The organism is Blautia sp. SC05B48 (genome assembly GCF_005848555.1).
GTDB lineage: Bacteria > Bacillota > Clostridia > Lachnospirales > Lachnospiraceae > Blautia_A.
Genome location: NZ_CP040518.1, coordinates 190231 through 211121, shown reverse-complemented (window position 1 = coordinate 211121; position 20891 = coordinate 190231). Strand labels below are relative to the sequence as shown.

The window sequence follows — 20891 nt, the reverse complement described above, 5'->3', positions numbered from 1 at the left end:
TTACTCAGCCCCCTTTACACGTTTTGATACAAGTTCGATGTGCTCACTGTCTTTGGAACCGACACGAGCATTGGCACCGATCACGACTCCGCCTGCAACGAGAGCACGCTGGACAACGGCACCTGCCTCAACAACAACACCCGGCATCAGGACACTGTCGATGATCTTGGCACCAGGACCGACTTTGACGCCTGTGAAAAGTACGGAGTTGGTGATCTCACCCTCCACAACACAGCCCTGAGTGATGAAAGCATTGTTGATCACAGCTGTATCACAGATATACTGTGGAAGAGATGTAGCATCCTCAGTGTAGATCTTCCAGGTAGGATCGTTAAGATCAAGTTCACTGTTTGGACTGAGAAGATCCATGTTTGCTTCCCAGAGGGAATCGATGGTTCCTACATCCTTCCAGTAGCCTTTGAACTTGTAGGCGTAGAGCGCCTTGTCCTGTGCAAGGAGTGTAGGGATGATGTCTTTACCGAAATCGTGATTGGAATCCGGATTTTTGATATCTGCCAGCAGGAGTTTGCGCAGAAGCTTCCAGTTGAATATGTAGATACCCATGGAGGCAAGATTGCTCTTCGGGTGTTCCGGTTTCTCCTCAAATTCCACGATGCGGTCATCTTCACCGGTGTTCATGATACCGAAACGGCTGGCTTCCTTCATGGGAACCTCGATAACTGCAATAGTCGCATCTGCCTTATGCTGGATATGGTCATCAAGCATTTTTGCATAATTCATCTTATAGATGTGGTCACCGGAAAGGATCAGAAGGTATTCTGGGTTCTGTGAGTCGATGAAATCAATATTCTGAGAGATCGCATCAGCTGTTCCACGGTATACATCCAGACCGGCATCAGCCTTCTCACGTGGAGGAAGTACATAAACTCCGCTGTCCTTGGCATCAAGGCCCCAGCGGCCACCGGCTGCTACATAGCTGTTCAGTAAAACTGATTCATACTGTGTCAGTACACCTACGACATCAATGCCACTGTTGGCACAGTTACTGAGCGGAAAATCCACGATACGGTATTTACCACCATAACCAACGGCTGGCTTGGCAACTTTATTCGTCAATTCGTGAAGACGACTTCCTCTTCCACCGGCCAGGATCATTGCTAACATACTGTTTTGTTTCATGGCGAATCCTCACTTTCATTTCTTGTTTACTGCCAGGTGTCTTTAACCATAAAAACAATAAACTTTGTTAATATTATACACCTTTTAAAAAAGAAAATCCAGTTTTTTGTGCAAAAAAACGTTATTTTTATGTTAAAAAATTAGACGAATTTGGAAAAATTGCCGGAGGATCTGTCGAAAAAAGAAACGTTTAAGAAGGTTCCGGGATGCTGAAAAAAAGTAACATTGGAAATATCCGGATTTCGGATACATCGGCGAAGATTCTTGCGGAAAATGTGAAAGCAGTGTATTCTGTAAAAAAAGTCCGGAATACAGCGGAGGAAGAATATCGATATCAGACAGGAGAAGACAGGATGAAAGAAGAAAGAATGTCCAACTATGTAAAACTATGTGAAGAGTGGGCACAACGCTTTTTGAAGATGGACCAGGCAGATCTGCATAAACGGGTGCCGGAACTGAAGGAAGAAAACGGGTTTCTCACGATCATTCATTTCGGAAGAAAATATGGGGTGAGTCTGGAAGACGGCAGTATCCGGAGCCTGGATGGACAGAGAGAACCGGATACTACGGAGATGCTGAATATTTATACGCTTCTGGGGTATGCGAAAGAGGGGGCTTTTATTATGGATAAGTGGGTCCCTTTTGCTGATCTCAGGAATGCAAGACCATTTGCGCCGGCGTATCAGATCGGAGAGACGGATGTGTTCGGTGCTACATTTTCCGGTCATGAAAAGGAACTGAGGGAAGCGTTTCACAAGCTTGACGGAAGGGAACTGCCCCAGGGTGATGTGGGATATGAGATCAGGGCCTTTGACTGTATGCCTATGAGATTCTTCTTCTGGGAGCGGGACGAGGAGTTTGAAGCTCAGGGAAATATCCTGTTTGATTACAGTGCCACAGATTTCAATCATGTGGAGAGTGCGGTATCCATAGCAGATTCCGGGATCAAAAGGCTTGCGGAGCTTGCCGGAGTCCCTCTCAGGGGGAAATCTTTTCAGATGCGCTGATAACCGAAATATAATAAAACCAATATGAAAAATAAAAATAAATAATTACGAAAGATAATTGCGATTATCAGAAAAATCGTATACAATGAAGGCATATTTGCGGATTTTGAGACAGTAACTGTCACGAAGGATCTATGAGAAATTTACGAATCCGGAGGTGATGATTGTGGGGAAAAATACATCAGGAATGTATGTCATAGATGAGGATTATAAGATTATCAGCTATAATCAGGCAGCACGTGAGCTCTATCCGCAGCTGAGAAGTGGCGAGAAATGCTATCGCTGTCTGAGAAACAGAGAAACTCCCTGTGAGGTCTGTCCGATCATTAACGGGATCAAAGGTCCGAAGAACTATCTGGAACCGGGACGGAATATCCTGCGTGTGGTTGATGCTGTGGAGATTCCGCTGGAATCCGGCGGGACAGGACATGCCCTTGTTTTTTCGGATACAGAGACTAATGCTGAGATCAGCAGCGGAATGATGGAGAATCCACTTCTTATGGGGATCATTAATGTCCTCGGAAAAAATTTTGTCAATATCTACTCTGTTGACAGAGAAACTCATAAGGTCCAGGTGTACCGCTTCCAGGGGCAGGGCGGAGCTTATGTGGAAGAGGGACTTCGCAGGGATGAATCCTATGAGAAGATCATGGATATTTATATTGAGAGCAGTGTTGCGGCGGAGGACAGGATCCGGATGCATCAGATGATGGATTTTGAGAAGATATGCCAACGCCTTACCAGGATTCCCCAGTTGATGGTACATTATCGTGTACGCCGAAGCAACGGGAGGATTGAATATTTCTATGTGAAATGTGCCAGAGTAGGAACGGCTGAGGATTTTCAGGCCGTGGTGTTTGCTTTTGCCAATGAGGATATGGATGTACGGTACAGTGAGATGGAGGCCATACTGGAACCAGGAGGAACAGCATCCGGAAGAAAACTCCTTATCGTAGCGAATGACGAAACGGATCGGAAAGCGCTTACAGAACATCTGGAGGGCAGTTTTGAGGTTATCACTGCGATGAATGAAGCAGAGGGGATGAAGTGTCTGTCTGAGAATTACAGAACCCTTTCTGCAATTCTTCTTGATATGAGTGTGCCGGTATGTGATGAATTTCAGTTTCTGGAGTTGATCCGTGATGATGTGATGCTGACCTCTGTACCTGTGATCATCATAACCGGAAGTAACCGGTTGGAGGATGAGGTGCGATGTCTGGAACTGGGAGCAGTGGATTTTGTACGGAAACCGTATAATGTCCGCATATTAAAAAGTAAGATCAACAATGTGATCAAGCTGAGAGAGTCCGTGATGGTCCTCTCAGCTCTGGAATATGATGATCTTACAGGGCTTTATACCAGATAGGCCTTTTTCCATCATGCAAAGACGCTGATGCGCTTTAATACGAATCAGTATTTTCATGTGGTGGTGGCAGATATAAAGAACTTTAAATGGATCAACGGAACCTATGGAGAGAAGACCGGAGATCAGGTTCTTACCTATCTGGGAGATACGTACAGAAATCAGGTTCGCTACGGGACGGTGGGCAGATATGGAGGAGACCAGTTTGTAGCCATCATATATGGAAAGAAAGAGATACGTATGGCAGATATGGAGAAATTTATCCACAGGGTCGAGAGCGGAGCGCCGATTCCTAATCTGGTGGTCAACTATGGGGTCTATGAGAATGTGGATAAGACACTGCCTTTTACCCTGATCTGTGACAGAGCTTTTCTGGCCATGAAGAGTATCCGGGATGATTATGAGCACCAGATCGCTTTTTATGATGATGAGATGAGACGGAGACATATCCGTAACGGACAGATAGAGAATGCTTTCGAGGAGGCTATACGCAATGAAGAATTCGTAGTCTACCTGCAGCCGAAATACAGTGTGGAGACAGAAGAGATCGTTGGGGCGGAGGCACTGGTGCGCTGGAAGAGAGCGGAAGGGACTATAGTTTCGCCGGGAGAATTTATCCCTCTTTTTGAGAAGGACGGTCTGATCGTACGCCTTGATGAATATGTTTTCCGAAAAGTATGCAGCATTCAGGGGGAACGTATAAGATTAGGGAAAAAGATACTTCCGATTTCGGTGAATCTGTCACGTGCCAGTATCCATTACGATAATATGATCTGTCGTTATGTGAAGATCGTGGAAGAAAATGGCATTCCGTTTTCTTCTGTTCCCATTGAATTGACAGAAACTGCTGCGTTGTATAATGATCAGATCAGCAAGATCATAGAGAAGATGGTGGATGCAGGATTCAAGCTGCATATGGATGATTTTGGCTCCGGCTATTCATCTATGACAAGCCTGACCCAGCTGCCGTTCGATACTCTGAAGCTGGATAAAAGTCTGATCGATTACATAGAAAATTTTCGTGGGCAGCAGGTGGTCCGTCATACCATTTCGCTGGCACACAGCCTGGGAATGAAGGTTCTTGCCGAGGGCGTGGAGAAAGCAAAACAGGTGGAGATCCTGCGAAGCCTGCACTGCGATGGGATCCAGGGCTTTTATTATGCACGGCCTTTGCCGTGGGAAAACTTTGAAACAGAGGTTATAAGAGCAAAAGGGGCGTGTAAAAAATGAGAGATCATTTTTACACGCCCTTTTTACAGCTAATGCTTTCGGACCTGCTTTTCAATAAGATAAAGTGCAAAATACAGCAGCATGGCAATGATGCAGAGGATCACAATGGACATCAGGACCCATGTAAGCCTGAATGTCTGGCTTCCGTAAATGATCAGGTATCCCAGGCCTTTTCGGGCACCGATAAATTCTCCGATGATCACGCCCACCAGGCAAAGCCCGATGTTGACCTTCATCACACTCAGGATAAGAGGAACGGAGGAGGGCAGGACGATCTTCAGAAGCTTTTCCTTTTTGTGTCCCCCCAGAGTTTCGATCAGCTTCAGCTTTTCCGGATCTGCCTGGCAGAAGCCTGAGTACAGATTGATAACGGAGCCGAAGATGGCTACAGACATGCCGGCGACCACAATGGTACGTTCGTTGGCACCAAGCCATACGATCAGAAGAGGGGCCAGTGCAGATTTCGGGAGACTGTTCAGTACCACCAGACATGGCTCCAGGATCCGTGCGATCCGTCGGGAGCACCAGAGAAGTACTGCGGTTCCTACACCCAGGATCACAACAAAAAAGAAACTGATAAGAGTTTCTGCCAGTGTCACGGCAATATGTGTAAACAGGGACTGATCCCTGCACATGGAAAGAAAGGTCTCTGCGATCAGGGAAGGACTGCTGAAGATAAAGGAATCGATCCATCCAAGATCAGAGGATATTTCCCAAAGTCCCATAAACAGGACAAAAAGAAGTATCCGTGCAGTAAGGATGATGTGTTTTTCTTTTTTTTGCTGTGCAAGATATTGTTTCTGTTGTCTGGAAATTTCAGGCATTTTCATTGAGCTCCTTCCATATGATGTTAAAATATTTCTTGAAATCCGGAGCATTTCTGGAGGAGAGGGGAGTGCGGTCGCTGATATCCAGATCGATATCAATGATCTTTCGTACAGTGGCAGGACGTGCAGAAAGGATCAGTACCCGGTCGGCCATGCTGATGGCCTCTGAGATATCGTGAGTGACCAGGATCGCAGGCTTGCCGGAGCTTTTGAGAATTTTTCCGATATCATCACTGACATTTAAGCGGGTCTGGTAGTCCAGTGCAGAAAAAGGTTCATCCAAAAGAAGGAGTTCCGGTTCCAGCACAAGGGTCCGGATCAGTGCAGCACGCTGGCGCATTCCGCCGGAAAGCTGGGAAGGGCGGGCATCGCGGAAACGGTCCAGACCGTAGGTCTGAAGAAGGGCTTCTGCATGTGCCAGCTTTTCGGGTGTGAGCTCTTTCCGGATCTCCAGGCCGAGAAGGATATTTTTGTAGATGCTTCGCCATTCCAGAAGATGATCCTTCTGGAGCATATATCCTACAGCGGCACTGCCGGAGGATACCGGCCGGCCTCCCAGAGTAATGGAACCGTGCTCCGGAGTGAGCAGGCCGGCAATGAGATTCAGAAGAGTGGATTTTCCGCATCCGGAAGGTCCTACAATGGACAGGAATTCACCGGGCATCAGGTCAAAGGATATATGAGAAAGGGCGGGTGTCTCACCGGACAAGGTGTGATAGGAGAGACACACGTCCCGCACTTTCAGGACAGGATTCATGGATGTTGCCTCCTTTTCGTAGATAATGGTATAATATTATCATATGTCTGAAACGGGAGAAGGCCAATGGCAGGGATGTATACTCCGATGTCTGCCTGAAAACAGTCATAGAGAAAGGAATTACAAACATTGAACAAGAGAAATTACCAGAAAGAACTGGATAAACTGATTGAAAGAAACCGGAAAGAGGGGAAAACTCCCAGACTTTTTCTGCATGCCTGCTGTGCGCCATGCAGCAGCTATGTGATGGAATACCTGTCACAGTATTTTGAGATCACGATATTTTTTTATAATCCCAATATCGCACCGGAGGAGGAATATTCACACCGTGTGGCTGAGATCCGCCGCCTGATCGGGGAGATGGAATTTGTCCATCCGGTAACTCTTATGGAGGGCCGGTATGACCCGAAGGAATTTTATGAGATGGCAAAAGGCCTGGAAGATGTTCCGGAAGGAGGAGAGAGGTGCTTTCGGTGTTACCGCCTGCGGATGGAAGAGGCGGCAAAACTGGCGAAGGAGGGAGGATATGATTATTTCACCACAACCTTAAGTATCAGTCCTCTGAAAAATGCACAGAAGATTAATGAGATCGGTGAGGAACTGGCGGAAATCTATAAAGTGCCACATCTGACTTCAGATTTCAAGAAAAAGAATGGCTACAAGCGTTCTATTGAGCTGTCTCATGAGCATGCTCTGTACCGGCAGAATTACTGCGGCTGTGTATTTTCAAAGAAAGAAGCCATGGACAGAGAACGGCTGGTTACTGAGAACAGAGTGAACAGTAACAACGGCTGAAGGCAGCAAACGTATAATTATGAAAAACTTTGCATTTTTATAAAAATATGTTACACTAACACAGAAAAGTGCAGACGTCCGGGAGACGGATCTCATATATGTCCGGATAAGATAGTTCTGCCGCAAAAAAGAAAAGTGAGGAAGAATTAATATGGCACAGTTATGGGGAGGCCGTTTCACAAAAGAAACGGACAAGCTGGTTTACAATTTTAACGCATCCATTTCCTTTGATCAGAAATTTTACAGACAGGATATCCGCGGAAGCAAGGCACATGTTGCCATGCTTGCAAAGCAGGGGATCCTGACAGAGGAAGAAAAGAAGCAGATCACAGAAGGACTGGACGGTATCCTTGCAGACGTGGAAGCAGGAAAGCTGGAGATCACAGCTGAGTATGAGGATATCCACAGCTTCGTGGAGGCGAATCTGATCGATCGTATCGGAGACGCCGGAAAGAAGCTTCATACAGGGAGAAGCCGTAATGACCAGGTAGCTCTGGATATGAAGCTTTATGTCCGCGACGAGATCGATGAGACAGATAAGGAACTGAAGGACCTTCTTCTTGCCCTGCAGAAGATCATGGAAGAGAATGTTCACACCTACATGCCGGGATTTACTCACCTTCAGAAGGCACAGCCGGTAACTCTGGCACACCATGTAGGCGCATATTTTGAGATGTTCCGGAGAGACCGTGACAGACTTTTTGATATCCGTAAGAGAATGAACACCTGTCCTCTTGGAGCCGGAGCACTGGCAGGAACCACTTATCCGCTGGATCGTGCCTATACTGCAGAGCTTCTCGGCTTTGATGCACCAACCAGAAACAGTATGGATTCCGTATCTGACAGAGATTATGTCATTGAGCTTCTCAGTGCATTCTCTACGATCATGATGCATCTGAGCCGCTTTTCAGAAGAGATCATTCTGTGGAATTCCAATGAGTACCGTTTCGTTGAGATCGATGACGCATACAGCACAGGCAGCAGTATCATGCCGCAGAAGAAGAATCCGGATATCGCAGAGCTTGTCCGTGGAAAAACAGGCCGTGTTTACGGAGCGCTGACATCTATTCTTACAACCATGAAGGGAATCCCGCTTGCATACAACAAAGATATGCAGGAAGACAAGGAGCTGACCTTTGATGCCATTGACACCGTAAAGGGCTGTATCGCCCTGTTTACCGGCATGGTTTCCACTATGCAGTTCAACAAAGCCAATATGGAGGCAAGTGCAAAAAGAGGCTTTACAAACGCCACAGACGCAGCAGACTATCTGGTTAACCACGGTGTACCGTTCCGTGATGCTCACGGCATCGTCGGAAGACTGGTCCTTCTCTGTCTGGATAAGGGAATCTCTCTGGATGAGCTTCCGCTTTCCGAGTACAAAGAAATCAGTCCTGTGTTTGAGGAGGATATTTATGAGGCCATCAGTATGAAGACCTGCGTGGAAAAACGTGTGACTTTGGGAGCGCCGGGACCGGACGTGATGGAGCAGGTGATCGCTCAGAATAAAGAATATCTTGAAAAAAATTAAGATAATGCTTGCATTTTCGGAAAAATTGGTATAGTATTTACAGAAAAGACAAATGTGTGCCATAGAGGGACACGAGATGAGGAGAGTTTTATTATGAGTGAAAAGCTTAAAGTCGGTATTTTAGGTGCAACTGGAATGGTTGGTCAGAGATTCATTTCTCTTCTGGAGAATCACCCGTGGTTTGAGGTGGTTACTGTAGCTGCAAGTCCGAGAAGCGCAGGTAAGACCTACGAGGAGGCTGTAGGCGGCAGATGGAAAATGGATACTCCGATGCCGGAAGCAGTAAAGAAGCTGGTTGTTATGGATATCCACGAGGTTGAGAAGGTTGCAGCTACTGTTGACTTTGTATTTTCAGCAGTTGATATGACTAAGGATGAGATCAAGGCGATCGAGGAAGAATATGCAAAGACAGAGACACCGGTTGTGTCCAACAACAGCGCACACCGCTGGACACCGGACGTTCCGATGGTAGTTCCGGAAATCAATCCGGAGCACTTCGAGGTTATCGAATTCCAGAAGAAACGTCTCGGAACAAAACGCGGCTTCGTAGCTGTTAAACCGAACTGCTCTATCCAGAGCTACGCTCCGGTACTTACCGCATGGAAAGAGTTCGAGCCGTATGAAGTAGTTGCCACTACATACCAGGCTATTTCCGGAGCAGGAAAAACATTCAAGGACTGGCCGGAGATGGAGCACAACATCATTCCTTACATCGGTGGTGAGGAAGAGAAGAGTGAGAAGGAGCCATTAAGACTCTGGGGCAAGATCGAGGACGGCGTGATCGTTCCGGCTACCACACCTGTCATCACATGCCAGTGTGTACGTGTTCCGGTCCTCAACGGACATACAGCAGCTGTATTCGTTAAATTCCGCAAGAAACCTACCAAAGAGCAGCTGATCCAGAAGCTGGTTGAGTTTAAGGGACTTCCGCAGGAGCTTGAGCTTCCAAGCGCTCCGAAGCAGTTCATCCAGTATCTTGAGGAAGACAACCGTCCGCAGGTACAGATGGATGTGAACTATGAGAATGGAATGGGAGTATCTGTAGGACGTCTTCGTGAGGATACTGTTTATGATTACAAGTTCATCGGACTTTCCCATAACACAGTAAGAGGTGCCGCAGGCGGAGCAGTTCTCTGTGCAGAAACTCTGAAAGCGAAAGGATATATCCAGGCTAAATAAGAACTGGATCCTTTACAGGAAATAAAGAAAATCATCAGAAACGGGATATCGGTTTTTCCGGTGTCCTGTTTTTGCGTGTGTGGAAGGAACAAAGGAGATATGCGAAGAAAAGTAATTACTACAGTTGTGACATTTTCCACAACCACGGCTGCCATGAAAATGGAAAGAACGGCCAAGGAATCTGAATTTCCGGGAAGGCTGATCCCGATCCCTTCAGAGATCAGTGCCCAGTGCGGACTGGCATGGAAATGCGTGGAGCAATCAGAGGAGGAAACAGAAAATTTCCTGAAAAAAAAGGAACTGGCCTGGGATGGCATCTATCGTGTTCTGGTATAAAACGGATATTGTTTGTTGTATGTAACAAAACGGAAATTTTTGAAAATTTTCGCATTTTCATTGTGGAATAATTGGTAAAGTGTTACAATATAACAAGCAGATTTCCGGAAAGCGTGTTACTGTGAACAAAGAAGCAGTAACAAAGTGCCACGCTTGCTAAAAATATGTGGAGGTGCTATTTATGAACAGGGAGGATGTAGAGAAACTGTCAACCGCTGCGAAGGGTAAGATAAACTTACTGAACAGCAATTTCGGAAAATACTTTATGCGGGCGATCATGGCCGGATTTTTTATTGATGTGGCGATGATCTACAGTAACGTTGTTGGAAATGTATTTTCCAAAACTTTCCCGGAATGGGGGAAATTCCTTGGAGCCATCGTGTTCTCCATTGCGGTCTTGCTGATCGTAATGGTAGGAGGAGAGCTGTTTACCGGTAACAATCTGGTAATGGCTTTTGGTGCGTATGACAAGAGCGTATCATGGAAAGACGTAGGCAAGGTCTGGGGAATCAGTTACATCGGCAATTTTGTGGGATGCCTGATCCTGGCGCTGATCTTTGCAGGTGCAGGAGCGTCCGGTACAGCAGATTATTTTGCCGGATTTATAAACGGAAAACTGAGTATTCCGGCAGGACAGATGTTTTTCCGTGCGGTACTTTGTAATTTCTTCGTCTGTCTTGCTGTTCTCTGCGGCATTAAGCTGAAGAGTGAGTCAGGCAAGTTCCTGATGATCGTGATCTGTATTTCAGGTTTCGTTGTCAGCGGATTTGAGCATTGTATTGCAAATATGGGTATTTTTACAGTTGCATTCTGTATGGTGCCAGGATTGTCTGTCGGCGCTATGCTTAAAAGCATGGTGATCGTAACACTGGGAAATATAGTTGGCGGAGCTGTGCTTCTGGCATGGCCGCTTAGAAAGATGAGTGCAGATAAATAGTATGGCAAAGGCTTTATACATAGCGGAGAAGCCCAGCGTGGCACAGGAATTTGCGAAGGCTTTGAAGATCAACGGTCAGAGAAAAGACGGATATCTGGAATCTGATGATTCTGTGGTAACCTGGTGTGTAGGACATCTGGTTACCATGAGCTATCCCGAAAAATATGATATCAAGTTTAAAAGGTGGAGTTTTGATACCCTGCCTTTTTTGCCGCGCGAATTCAAATATGAAGTGATCCCCGGGGTCAAAAAGCAGTTCGAGATCGTAAAAGGACTGCTGAACCGGCCGGATGTGGATACCATTTATGTGTGTACCGACTCCGGACGTGAGGGTGAATATATCTACCGTCTGGTAGCCCAGATGGCAGGAGTAAAGGGAAAAGTCCAGAAACGTGTGTGGATCGATTCCCAGACAGAGGAAGAGATCTTAAGAGGGATCCGTGAAGCGAAGGACATCTCGGAGTATGATAATCTGGCAGCGTCTGCGTATCTCCGCGCAAAGGAAGATTATCTTATGGGAATCAATTTTTCCAGAGTTCTGACCCTGCGCTACGGAAGCAGTGTCACCAATTATCTCCATTCCAAATATCAGGCTATTGCAGTTGGGCGTGTGATGACCTGTGTTCTTGGCATGGTGGTGCGGAGAGAACGGGAGATCCGTGTCTTTGTGAAGACACCCTTCTATCGTGTCCTTGGCAGTATTGGACTTGCAGGCGAAAATTTTGACGGTGAATGGAGAGCTGTGGAAGGCAGCAGGTATTTCCAGTCCCCGTATCTTTATAAAGAAAACGGCTTCAGGAAAAAAGAGCATGCACAGATGCTGATCGATCAGCTGATGGTGAACCAGCCCCTTTCCTGTATTGTGGAAAAGGTGGAACGAAAAAAAGAAAACAAAAATCCGCCGCTTCTTTTTAACCTGGCGGAGCTTCAGAATGTGTGCTCAAAGCTGTTTAAGATCAGTCCGGATGAGACACTCCGGATCGTACAGGAGCTTTATGAGAAGAAGCTGGTGACTTATCCGAGAACGGATGCCAGAGTTCTTTCCACGGCAGTGGCCAAGGAGATATACAAGAATATATCCGGTCTTCGAAATTATCAGCAGGCCGGTGCTGCGGCGGCAGAGGTTTTGGGGATGGAATCCTGGAAAAGCATTGCAAAGACCAGATATGTGAATGACAAGCAGATCACAGACCATTATGCGATCATTCCTACCGGTCAGGGATTGAATGCGCTTGGAAGCGTGTCTCTTACTGCGCAGCGTGTGTACGAGACTATTGTACGGAGATTTTTGTGTATTTTTTATCCGCCGGCCGTTTATCAGAAGGTGAGTCTTGTGACGAAGCTGGACGGCGAGGCATTCTTTTCATCCTTTAAGGTTCTCAAAGAAGAAGGCTATCTGAAGATCGCCACCAATTCTTTTTCGCGGAAAAGGGCTTCAGACAGTGAGAAAAACAGAAATGGAGAGGAAGACGAGGTTTCCTGTGATACTGTGCTCCTGGAGGCGTTGCAGAAGCTGAAAAAGGGTGATATACTTCCTGTGAACGGTTTGAGTATCAAGGAGGGTGAGACTTCACCGCCCAAACGATACAATTCCGGTTCCATGATCCTTGCCATGGAAAATGCAGGACAGCTGATCGAGGATGAGGAGCTTCGAGCCCAGATCAAGGGAAGTGGGATCGGCACCAGTGCTACCCGTGCCGAGATCCTAAAGAAGCTTTTTAACATCAAATATCTGGCACTGAACAAAAAGACCCAGGTAATCACTCCAACGCTTCTTGGGGAAATGATCTTTGATGTGGTAAATTGTTCTATCCGGCAGCTTCTGAACCCGGAGCTTACGGCAAGCTGGGAAAAGGGGCTCACCTATGTGGCAGAGGGCAGCATCACGGAACAGGAATATATGGACAAGCTGGAGCATTTTGTGCGGGTACGTACCCGGCAGGTGGAGGCAAGCAATTATCAGTATAACCTGCGGCAGTTTTTTGATGTGGCCGCTGTAAACTACAGGAAGCCGGAGCGAGCTTCCGGACAGGGAGGAAAGAGATCATCATGATGAAAGATTTTACTATCAGCAATATGCTGGATCTGAATGAGACCATTGCAGCAGAGCTTTTTGAGGGAAAAACCTATCCGTGGGAGGTTCTTCCGGAGATCGGAGATTTCATTATTAAGCTGGGAAAAACACTGGATCCTTCTGAATATGAGGAGAAGGGCGAAAATGTATGGATCGCAAGATCCGCTACAGTTGCGCCGACTGCAAGTATCACCGGACCGGCTATCATTGGCAGAGACGCCGAGGTGCGCCACTGTGCATTTATCCGCGGCAAGGCTATCGTTGGTGAGGGCGCAGTTGTGGGAAATTCCACAGAGCTTAAGAATGCAGTGCTGTTTAACAAGGTTCAGGTTCCTCATTATAATTATGTTGGAGATGCTGTGCTGGGATATAAGTCCCACATGGGTGCCGGATCGATCTGTTCCAACGTAAAATCAGACAAGAAGCTGGTTGTCGTAAAAGACGGGGATGAAAAGATCGAAACCGGTCTTAAGAAATTCGGAGCGATGCTCGGAGATCATGTTGAAGTCGGATGCGGTTCTGTGCTGAATCCCGGTACTGTGATCGGACGGAATTCCAATATCTACCCGCTGTCACCGGTACGTGGATGTGTTCCTGCAGATTCCATTTATAAAAATGCAAAAGAGATCGTAAAGAAAAAATAAGAAACAGATTCTTCTGGACACGCATTTAGGCTGCACTTTTGAGAGAGTGCAGCTTTTTTTGATGGGGTGATGGATGCAACAGTATTGGTCGTGGAAGGATGAACCGACCGGGAGCGGGCGGGATTAAGATAAAAACAAAAGCTGTCGAAGTATGACCAGTCCTATAATATGGACTGGGTAAAACCAGTAAAAGAAATATTTTGCTGATTTTCCGCGGATGAAGCCTCTTTTTTCATTGTACAGGTTAATGGACAGAAAGGCAAAGGAGGCTCTCCATTCATAGTAAAGCCAGCAGCTTCCGAGGATTGCCTGGCCTGGCTTATCGTTTCGCATATAGTACATGATCAGCAGGAAGATATACCCCCGCCATCCATAGTCTGCTTTCAGAAAAATGGAAATGACAAGCAGTCCCAGGATGCAGAGAAGCTGCATCGAAGGTCTGGTCTGGAAATATTCGATGGCACAAAAGGCCAGATATCCGAGGAAAAGCGTGAAAAACACATTTTGTCTTTCGTAACGCAGCGTATTTGTAAACATCAGATTCCACGGAATTTCTGAGAGCAGCGCAAAAAGAAGGAGATTTCTTCCATAGAGGAACCGGCTCCGTGTATGACGGAAGCCTTCCAGCAGGAGAAAACAGAAGATGGGAAAAGCAGCTCTTCCGATATCGCGGAAAATAAGATATACAGTATATTCTCTGCCGAAAAGTGTAAACAGGATTTTCTGTGCAGGCTGATACATACTGAGCAGCACAGCTCCGATATGATCGATCAGCATGGTGATGACCGCGATCATCTTCAGAGCGCTTCCGCTGAGAATGCGGTATTTTTCTGGAAAAACAGAATCCACAGATGCATTCATGAAAAATATACCTCCAGGGTTAAACTTGCTAATATATTATCACATACATACAGCAGTTGCCAGAAATATTTGACAGTTAGGCATGCAATACTGCCGGAATAACTACCAATATTATGCGTTTTATGGCAAAATTTTATTAAATATGACTGGACGAAACAAAGGTTTTGTGAGAAAATAGCGATAGGGTGTTATCGAACTTTTTTTCTCAATAACATCGGTCAATCTATACTTGAAAGGAGTTTTAAAATGATTTATTCACGCGAAGTAGAAGAAATGTGTCCAGTGGCACAGGGCGTACATCATGGTGCCGCTCCGATCCCGGAAGAAGCAAAATGGGTTCAGGCAAAAGAAGTAAAGGATATCTCCGGATTTACACACGGTGTTGGCTGGTGTGCTCCGCAGCAGGGTGCTTGTAAGCTTTCCCTTAACGTTAAAGAGGGAATCATCCAGGAGGCACTTGTTGAGACAATCGGATGTTCAGGAATGACTCACTCTGCAGCTATGGCTTCTGAGATCCTTCCAGGACTTACCGTTATGGAGGCACTGAACACAGACCTTGTATGTGATGCAATCAATACAGCTATGAGAGAGCTTTTCCTTCAGATCGTTTACGGACGTTCCCAGTCTGCATTCTCCGAGGACGGACTTGCAGTAGGCGCTGGTCTTGAGGACCTTGGAAAAGGACTTCGTTCTCAGGTTGGTACAATGTATGGAACTCTGAAAAAAGGACCTCGTTACCTTGAGATGGCTGAGGGTTATGTTACAGGTATCGCTCTTGATGAGAACGATGAGATCATCGGATATCAGTTCGTAAGCCTTGGAAAAATGACTGACTTCATTAAGAAAGGTGATGACCCGAACACAGCATGGGAGAAAGCAAAAGGTCAGTACGGCCGTGTTGCAGATGCTGTTAAGATCATCGACCCAAGAAAAGAGTAATTACACTTCGTAAGGTAAAAATATCAGGAGGTTACAGGAAATGGCTTTATTTGAATCATATGAGAGACGAATTGACAAGATCAATTCTGTTTTAAACAGCTATGGAATCGCTTCTATCGAAGAAGCTGAGAAAATCACTAAAGACGCAGGACTGAACGTTTACGATCAGATCAAAGGCATTCAGCCGATCTGCTTCGAGAACGCTTGTTGGGCTTACACAGTAGGTGCAGCTATCGCGATCAAAAAAGGCTGCAGAAGAGCCGCTGACGCAGCAGCAGCTATCGGAGAAGGCCTTCAGGCTTTCTGTATCCCGGGATCCGTTGCAGACACACGTAAAGTAGGTCTTGGACATGGAAACCTTGGAAAGATGCTTCTTGAGGAAGAGACAGACTGCTTCTGCTTCCTTGCAGGACATGAGTCTTTCGCAGCAGCTGAGGGTGCGATCGGTATCGCAGAGAAAGCAAACAAGGTTCGTAAAAAACCTCTTCGTGTTATCCTGAATGGTCTTGGAAAAGATGCTGCTCAGATCATCTCCCGTATCAACGGCTTTACATATGTAGAGACAGAGTATGATCCATATAAGAACGAGGTTAAGGAAGTATTCCGTAAATCCTATTCTGAGGGACTTCGTGCAAAGGTTAACTGCTACGGCGCTAACAGCGTTCCGGAAGGTGTTGCGATCATGTGGAAAGAGGGCGTTGACGTTTCCATCACAGGAAACTCCACAAACCCGACTCGTTTCCAGCATCCGGTAGCAGGAACATACAAAAAAGAGTGCAACGAGAAAGGCAAAAAATACTTCTCCGTTGCTTCCGGCGGTGGTACAGGACGTACACTTCATCCGGACAACATGGCAGCAGGTCCTGCTTCCTACGGTATGACTGATACACTTGGACGTATGCATTCTGACGCTCAGTTCGCAGGATCTTCTTCCGTACCGGCTCACGTAGAGATGATGGGTCTTATCGGCGCTGGAAACAACCCGATGGTTGGTATGACAGTTGCTGTAGCTGTTTCCGTACAGGAAGCTGCAGACGCTGGCAAGTTCTAAAACACATAGGCTGAAAAGCATAGGAAAAGGCGCAAACTCAAGGGTTTGCGCCTTTCTTTGTGCCTGGAGAAAAATAGAACAAAATATTCTTAAAAAGTGCGGAAAAACAGTAATAGTGAACACGTGGCTAACATTTTTTTTGAATTTATGCGCCAGAAGAAAGCCGCTCAGAACAGGATGAAGGTAATTTGCGGAAATGCCATAATTGAGATTCGGAGAAAATATATCATAAAAAGGAAGGACACATCATGCATGAGCAGATGTATCCTTCCTTTTTGAATTGGTTATTTATGCATTTTTCAGTGCCTGATCCAGATCTTTGATAATATCATCCACATTTTCGATACCGATGGAAAGACGGATCATTCCAGGAGAAACTCCTGCTTCAACCAACTGCTCGTCGTTCATCTGGCGATGTGTATGGCTGGCTGGGTGAAGGACCATAGTGATGGAGGCGGCAACGTGAGTTGCGATGGTGGCAAGCTTCAGACTGTCCATAAAACGGACTGCTGCATCACGGCCACCGGTCAGTTCAAAGGAGATAACGCCGCAGGTACGACCATCCTTCATATATTTCTGAGCCAGTGCGTGATATTTATCCTCCGGAAGTCCTGCGTAATTTACATGAGAAACCTTTTCGTGTGCGTTCAGGTATTCTGCAATTTTCTGGGCGTTGGAGCAATGGCGTTCAACACGCAGCGGAAGCGTTTCCAGACCAAGGTTCAGAAGGAAGCAGTTCATCGGAGACGGAATAGAACCCAGATCACGCATCAGCTGGGAAGTAGCCTTAGTGATGTAAGCTTTTTTTCCGAACTGCTTTGTATAGATGACGCCGTGATAGGATTCATCCGGCTCTGTCAGGCCGTGATATTTATGGCCGTAGGCATCCCAGTCGAAGTTACCGCTGTCGACAATGGCGCCGCCTACCTGAACGGCATGTCCGTCCATATATTTGGTGGTGGAGTGGGTAACGATATCTGCACCCCACTCGAAGGGACGGCAGTTTACCGGTGTGGCAAAGGTGTTATCCACAATAAGAGGCACGCCGTTCTGGTGTGCAACGTGTGCAAATTTCTCGATGTCCAGGACGACCAGAGCCGGATTAGCGATGGTTTCTGCAAAGAGAACCTTTGTGTTCGGTTTAAATGCGGCAGCGATCTCTTCTTCTGTTGCATCGGTATCAACAAAGGTGCAGTCAATGCCAAGTTTCTTGAAGGTGACGGCAAGAAGGTTGAAGGTTCCTCCGTAAATGGTAGAAGCGGCAACAACGTGATCGCCTGCCTCACAGATATTAAAAACTGCGTAGAAGTTGGCTGCCTGTCCGGAAGAAGTCAGGATTGCAGCAACACCGCCTTCCAGATCTGCGATCTTTGCGGCTACGGCATCGTTGGTAGGGTTCTGGAGACGGGTGTAAAAATATCCGTCTGCCTTCAGATCAAATAACTGGCCCATTTCGTCGGTGGTGTCATATTTGTAAGTGGTGCTCTGATAGACAGGAAGTGCACAGGGCTCGCCTTTGGATGGGGTATAGCCGGAGTGGATACATTTAGTCTCTAAATTATAGTCGCTCATAGGGATAAGTCCTTTCTGCTGTGTTTTTCGTATGAATCTAACCGAATCAGGGAAGTTTGCTGCTTCAGATGCGGATACCCCATTGATCTGGATTAAGGAAGCTTCCTGTATTTCCGGATACTTCATTCCTGTATTATGCGTTTCAGGGATTTCTGAGAGAAGCTTTGATCCTTATAGTTCGGCTAAATAAAGTATGAAAAGTGCATTTGTGTATTTTAAATAAAACTACATATAAGTATAACTCTTTATGTGTTGAAATACAACAATATTCTACATAAACTCTACTAGAGTATAAGGAAACTAAAATGTTGCGTTCTGGTGCACATAATAAAATGACATATGATCAACGTTTGTAATAACATAGTAAGTCATTTTATAGATGCGAAAATATGATCAAATGCCGGAAAAATACTGTAAAACAAACAAAATATGTGAATAAAGTAACAAATGGTGAAAATCGCATAAAAACAAAATGGAAATTTTGTACAAAAAAGATATTGCGTTCACGTGCACAAAATGATAATATAACATCATCAAAAAGAACACAAAAACAGAAAACAATAAAAAATAAAAAAATGAACGGAGGAATTTAAAATGTTAAGAGTAGGAGTTATCGGATGCGGCGGAATGGGAAGAGATCATATCAGAAGACTGACAGAGAAGATCCAGGGAGCAGAAGTAGTAGCTGTTTCCGATGTATTTGAGGAAAGTGCCAGGAAAGCAGCCGAGATCTGCGGAGCAAAAGTCTATGCAGACAGTAAGGAGCTCATCAATGCAGAGAACGTAGATGCAGTATTTATCGTATCTCCGGGCTTCGCACATGTAGATTCTCTTCTTCAGGCAATTGAGGCCGGTAAGAGGATTTTCTGTGAGAAACCATTATGTACAACTGCTGAGGACTGCCTGAAAGTAGTAAAGGCAGAGGAGGCAGCCGGCAAACACCTCATCCAGCTTGGATTTATGAGACGCTATGACAAGGGATACCAGCAGATCAAGGAAGCACTTGCAACAGGAGAGTACGGCGAGCCGCTAATCCTTCACTGTACACACAGAAATCCGGAGGTAGGTACCAATTACAACACACCAATGGCTGTGCACGATACCGCAATCCATGAGATCGATGTTCTTCACTGGCTTGTAGATGATGAGTATGAATCAGCACAGGTAGTAATGCCAAGAGTGACGAAATATTCCCACTCTGAGCTGAAAGATCCGCAGATCATGATGCTTCGTACTAAAAAAGGTGTGTGCATTGATGTAGAAGTATTTGTAAACTGCAAGTTCGGATATGATATCAATTGTGAAGTTGTATGCGAGGACGGTGCACTGAAAATGGCACAGCCGGCTTACCCGTCTATCCGCAAGAATGCGGCAGTGTCCACTGCTATTGACACAGACTGCTTCGTAAGATTTAAAGACGCTTATGATAAAGAGGTTCAGGATTGGGTTGATAATGCAGAGGCAGGAGTGATCACAGGACCGAATGCATGGGATGGATACCTGGCAGCGATCACTGCAGATGCTCTTGTAAAAGCGCAGGAAACCGGACAGATCGAGAAAATCGTTACAGCAGTTGAGAAGCCGGAATTTTATAAATAAATATATTTTACGAGCTCCACCTCATCAAGTGTGAGTTATCATACCAACTTATTGCTGCAGGCTTCCCCAATGAGTCTGCGGCGGCAGTTACCGGCAGGCTCCGATTCCGCTACGGCTTTGTTGAAACTGCGGCGGAAAACCTGCCGGTGAGATTAACTGGAAAAATTGGCTGAAAAGTAAAAACATATGGAGGGTATTGAAGATGAAATTAGGATTTAATGAAGCAACTGCACTGGAATGCAAAGGACAGTCTCTTATGGCAGACCTGGAGATGTGCGAGAAATATGGCTTTGATTATATTGAGATCCGTTTTGACTGCGTAAAGGATTATCTCAAAGAGCATACACTGGAAGAGCTTGCAGACTGGTTTAAGAACCATAATCTGAAGCCATGGGCATATAACACTCTGATCTTCTTTAACCAGAGAGATGAGGCAGGAGAAAAAGAAATCGACGAAGAGGTTGATTTTATCCTGCAGGTTTCCAAAGCGATCGGAATGAAAATGCTGATCACAGTTCCGAGCTTCGACGTAAAAGACAAATCTGTCAGTGAGATCAAAGAAGAAGCAGTTGCACGTCTTCGTTATCTTTCCGATAAGGTTGGCGCAGACATGAAAATTTCTCTGGAGTTCTGCGGTGCACCGAATTGCTCCATCAATCAGTTTGGAACAGCCTATGATGTGGTAAAAGCAGTAGACAGAGATAATGTAGGCGTTACTGTGGATACCTTCCATTTCCATGAGATGTGCTCCCACCTTGAGGACCTGAGAGCTGCGGATGGAAAGAAGATTTTTGCATATCATTTAAATGACTGTGAGGATCTTCCGCTTGGCTCCTGCGGAGATGACAAGAGACTGTGGCCGGGTGAGGGTGTTGCAGATCATGCAGGAATCGCAGCTGCACTGAAGGAGATTGGTTTTGATGGCGTTTGCACCATTGAAGAGTTCCGTCCGGAATACTATGCAATGAGCCATGAGGACAACGTGAAAAAGGCTGCGGAAGTTACCAGAGACTTTGTGCAGAAATATTTCGGATAATTCATTCAGAAAG

At 45.9% G+C, this 20891-nt stretch carries 19 protein-coding genes; 14 read left to right on the top strand and 5 right to left on the bottom strand.

From position 1 onward, the window contains the following. Positions 1 to 1140, bottom strand: a complete 1140-nt coding sequence (locus EYS05_RS00880; RefSeq protein WP_138276369.1) for a glucose-1-phosphate adenylyltransferase — start codon at positions 1138 to 1140, stop codon at positions 1 to 3. A 206-nt stretch (positions 1141 to 1346) separates the two neighbouring features. Between EYS05_RS00880 and EYS05_RS00875 the strand changes: the two genes are divergently transcribed. The 3 genes from EYS05_RS00875 (at position 1347) to EYS05_RS00865 (ending at position 4740) form a co-directional block, all read left to right on the top strand. Further along, a complete protein-coding gene (locus EYS05_RS00875) occupies positions 1347 to 2147 on the top strand; it encodes a DUF3786 domain-containing protein (RefSeq protein WP_227752292.1) in 801 nt (266 codons plus the stop codon). Positions 2148 to 2313: 166 nt separating this feature from the next. After that, entirely contained in the window at positions 2314 to 3513 is a 1200-nt protein-coding gene (locus EYS05_RS00870; protein WP_158293290.1) for a response regulator, read from the top strand. Positions 3514 to 3540: 27 nt separating this feature from the next. Further along, entirely contained in the window at positions 3541 to 4740 is a 1200-nt protein-coding gene (locus tag EYS05_RS00865; RefSeq protein WP_138276367.1) for a putative bifunctional diguanylate cyclase/phosphodiesterase, read from the top strand. Positions 4741 to 4769: 29 nt separating this feature from the next. On the opposite strand, the gene EYS05_RS00860 is transcribed toward EYS05_RS00865, so the two are convergent. Together EYS05_RS00860 and EYS05_RS00855 are read right to left on the bottom strand one after the other, a co-directional pair. Further along, complete coding sequence (locus EYS05_RS00860; protein ID WP_138277658.1) at positions 4770 to 5564, bottom strand: ABC transporter permease; 795 nt, start codon at positions 5562 to 5564, stop codon at positions 4770 to 4772. After that, on the bottom strand, positions 5557 to 6324 hold the full coding sequence (locus EYS05_RS00855) for an ABC transporter ATP-binding protein (RefSeq protein WP_092069257.1): 768 nt from the start codon (positions 6322 to 6324) through the stop codon (positions 5557 to 5559). Before EYS05_RS00855 ends, EYS05_RS00860 begins: the two co-directional genes overlap by 8 nt. A gap of 129 nt (positions 6325 to 6453) precedes the next feature. Between EYS05_RS00855 and EYS05_RS00850 the strand changes: the two genes are divergently transcribed. From EYS05_RS00850 to EYS05_RS00820, 7 genes are all read left to right on the top strand, one after another. Then, the gene (locus EYS05_RS00850) at positions 6454 to 7119 is read left to right on the top strand and encodes an epoxyqueuosine reductase QueH (RefSeq protein ID WP_138276366.1); all 666 of its coding nucleotides are present in this window, start codon (positions 6454 to 6456) and stop codon (positions 7117 to 7119) included. A gap of 151 nt (positions 7120 to 7270) precedes the next feature. Further along, positions 7271 to 8650 (top strand): argininosuccinate lyase, encoded by a 1380-nt coding sequence (gene argH, locus EYS05_RS00845; protein ID WP_118514908.1) that lies wholly within the window; start codon positions 7271 to 7273, stop codon positions 8648 to 8650. A 93-nt stretch (positions 8651 to 8743) separates the two neighbouring features. After that, positions 8744 to 9829 (top strand): aspartate-semialdehyde dehydrogenase, encoded by a 1086-nt coding sequence (asd, locus tag EYS05_RS00840; RefSeq protein WP_015525720.1) that lies wholly within the window; start codon positions 8744 to 8746, stop codon positions 9827 to 9829. A 99-nt stretch (positions 9830 to 9928) separates the two neighbouring features. Next, a complete protein-coding gene (locus tag EYS05_RS00835; RefSeq protein ID WP_015525721.1) occupies positions 9929 to 10165 on the top strand; it encodes a DUF3343 domain-containing protein in 237 nt (78 codons plus the stop codon). A gap of 181 nt (positions 10166 to 10346) precedes the next feature. Further along, a complete protein-coding gene (locus tag EYS05_RS00830; protein ID WP_059086310.1) occupies positions 10347 to 11102 on the top strand; it encodes a formate/nitrite transporter family protein in 756 nt (251 codons plus the stop codon). A gap of 1 nt (position 11103) precedes the next feature. Next, positions 11104 to 13155, top strand: a complete 2052-nt coding sequence (locus EYS05_RS00825) for a DNA topoisomerase (RefSeq protein WP_138276365.1) — start codon at positions 11104 to 11106, stop codon at positions 13153 to 13155. Further along, positions 13152 to 13820: a transferase gene (locus EYS05_RS00820; RefSeq protein WP_021651109.1), complete on the top strand. Its 669-nt coding sequence runs from the start codon at positions 13152 to 13154 to the stop codon at positions 13818 to 13820. Before EYS05_RS00825 ends, EYS05_RS00820 begins: the two co-directional genes overlap by 4 nt. A gap of 123 nt (positions 13821 to 13943) precedes the next feature. Here EYS05_RS00820 and EYS05_RS00815 read toward each other — a convergent pair whose 3' ends face one another. Beyond that, on the bottom strand, positions 13944 to 14681 hold the full coding sequence (locus EYS05_RS00815) for a TraX family protein (RefSeq protein WP_138276364.1): 738 nt from the start codon (positions 14679 to 14681) through the stop codon (positions 13944 to 13946). Between the two features lie 246 nt (positions 14682 to 14927). Here EYS05_RS00815 and EYS05_RS00810 point away from each other — a divergent pair, with 246 nt between their 5' ends. Both EYS05_RS00810 and EYS05_RS00805 read left to right on the top strand, forming a co-directional pair. Next, positions 14928 to 15620 (top strand): iron-sulfur cluster assembly scaffold protein, encoded by a 693-nt coding sequence (locus EYS05_RS00810; protein ID WP_015525726.1) that lies wholly within the window; start codon positions 14928 to 14930, stop codon positions 15618 to 15620. A 40-nt stretch (positions 15621 to 15660) separates the two neighbouring features. Then, a complete protein-coding gene (locus EYS05_RS00805) occupies positions 15661 to 16671 on the top strand; it encodes a GGGtGRT protein (RefSeq protein WP_015525727.1) in 1011 nt (336 codons plus the stop codon). Positions 16672 to 16959: 288 nt separating this feature from the next. Here EYS05_RS00805 and EYS05_RS00800 read toward each other — a convergent pair whose 3' ends face one another. After that, positions 16960 to 18243: an O-acetylhomoserine aminocarboxypropyltransferase/cysteine synthase family protein gene (locus EYS05_RS00800; RefSeq protein WP_138276363.1), complete on the bottom strand. Its 1284-nt coding sequence runs from the start codon at positions 18241 to 18243 to the stop codon at positions 16960 to 16962. Between the two features lie 594 nt (positions 18244 to 18837). Between EYS05_RS00800 and EYS05_RS00795 the strand changes: the two genes are divergently transcribed. Beyond that, complete coding sequence (locus tag EYS05_RS00795; RefSeq protein WP_118625343.1) at positions 18838 to 19842, top strand: Gfo/Idh/MocA family protein; 1005 nt, start codon at positions 18838 to 18840, stop codon at positions 19840 to 19842. Between the two features lie 202 nt (positions 19843 to 20044). Continuing rightward, complete coding sequence (locus EYS05_RS00790; protein WP_138276362.1) at positions 20045 to 20878, top strand: sugar phosphate isomerase/epimerase family protein; 834 nt, start codon at positions 20045 to 20047, stop codon at positions 20876 to 20878. Positions 20879 to 20891: the final 13 nt, after the last annotated feature.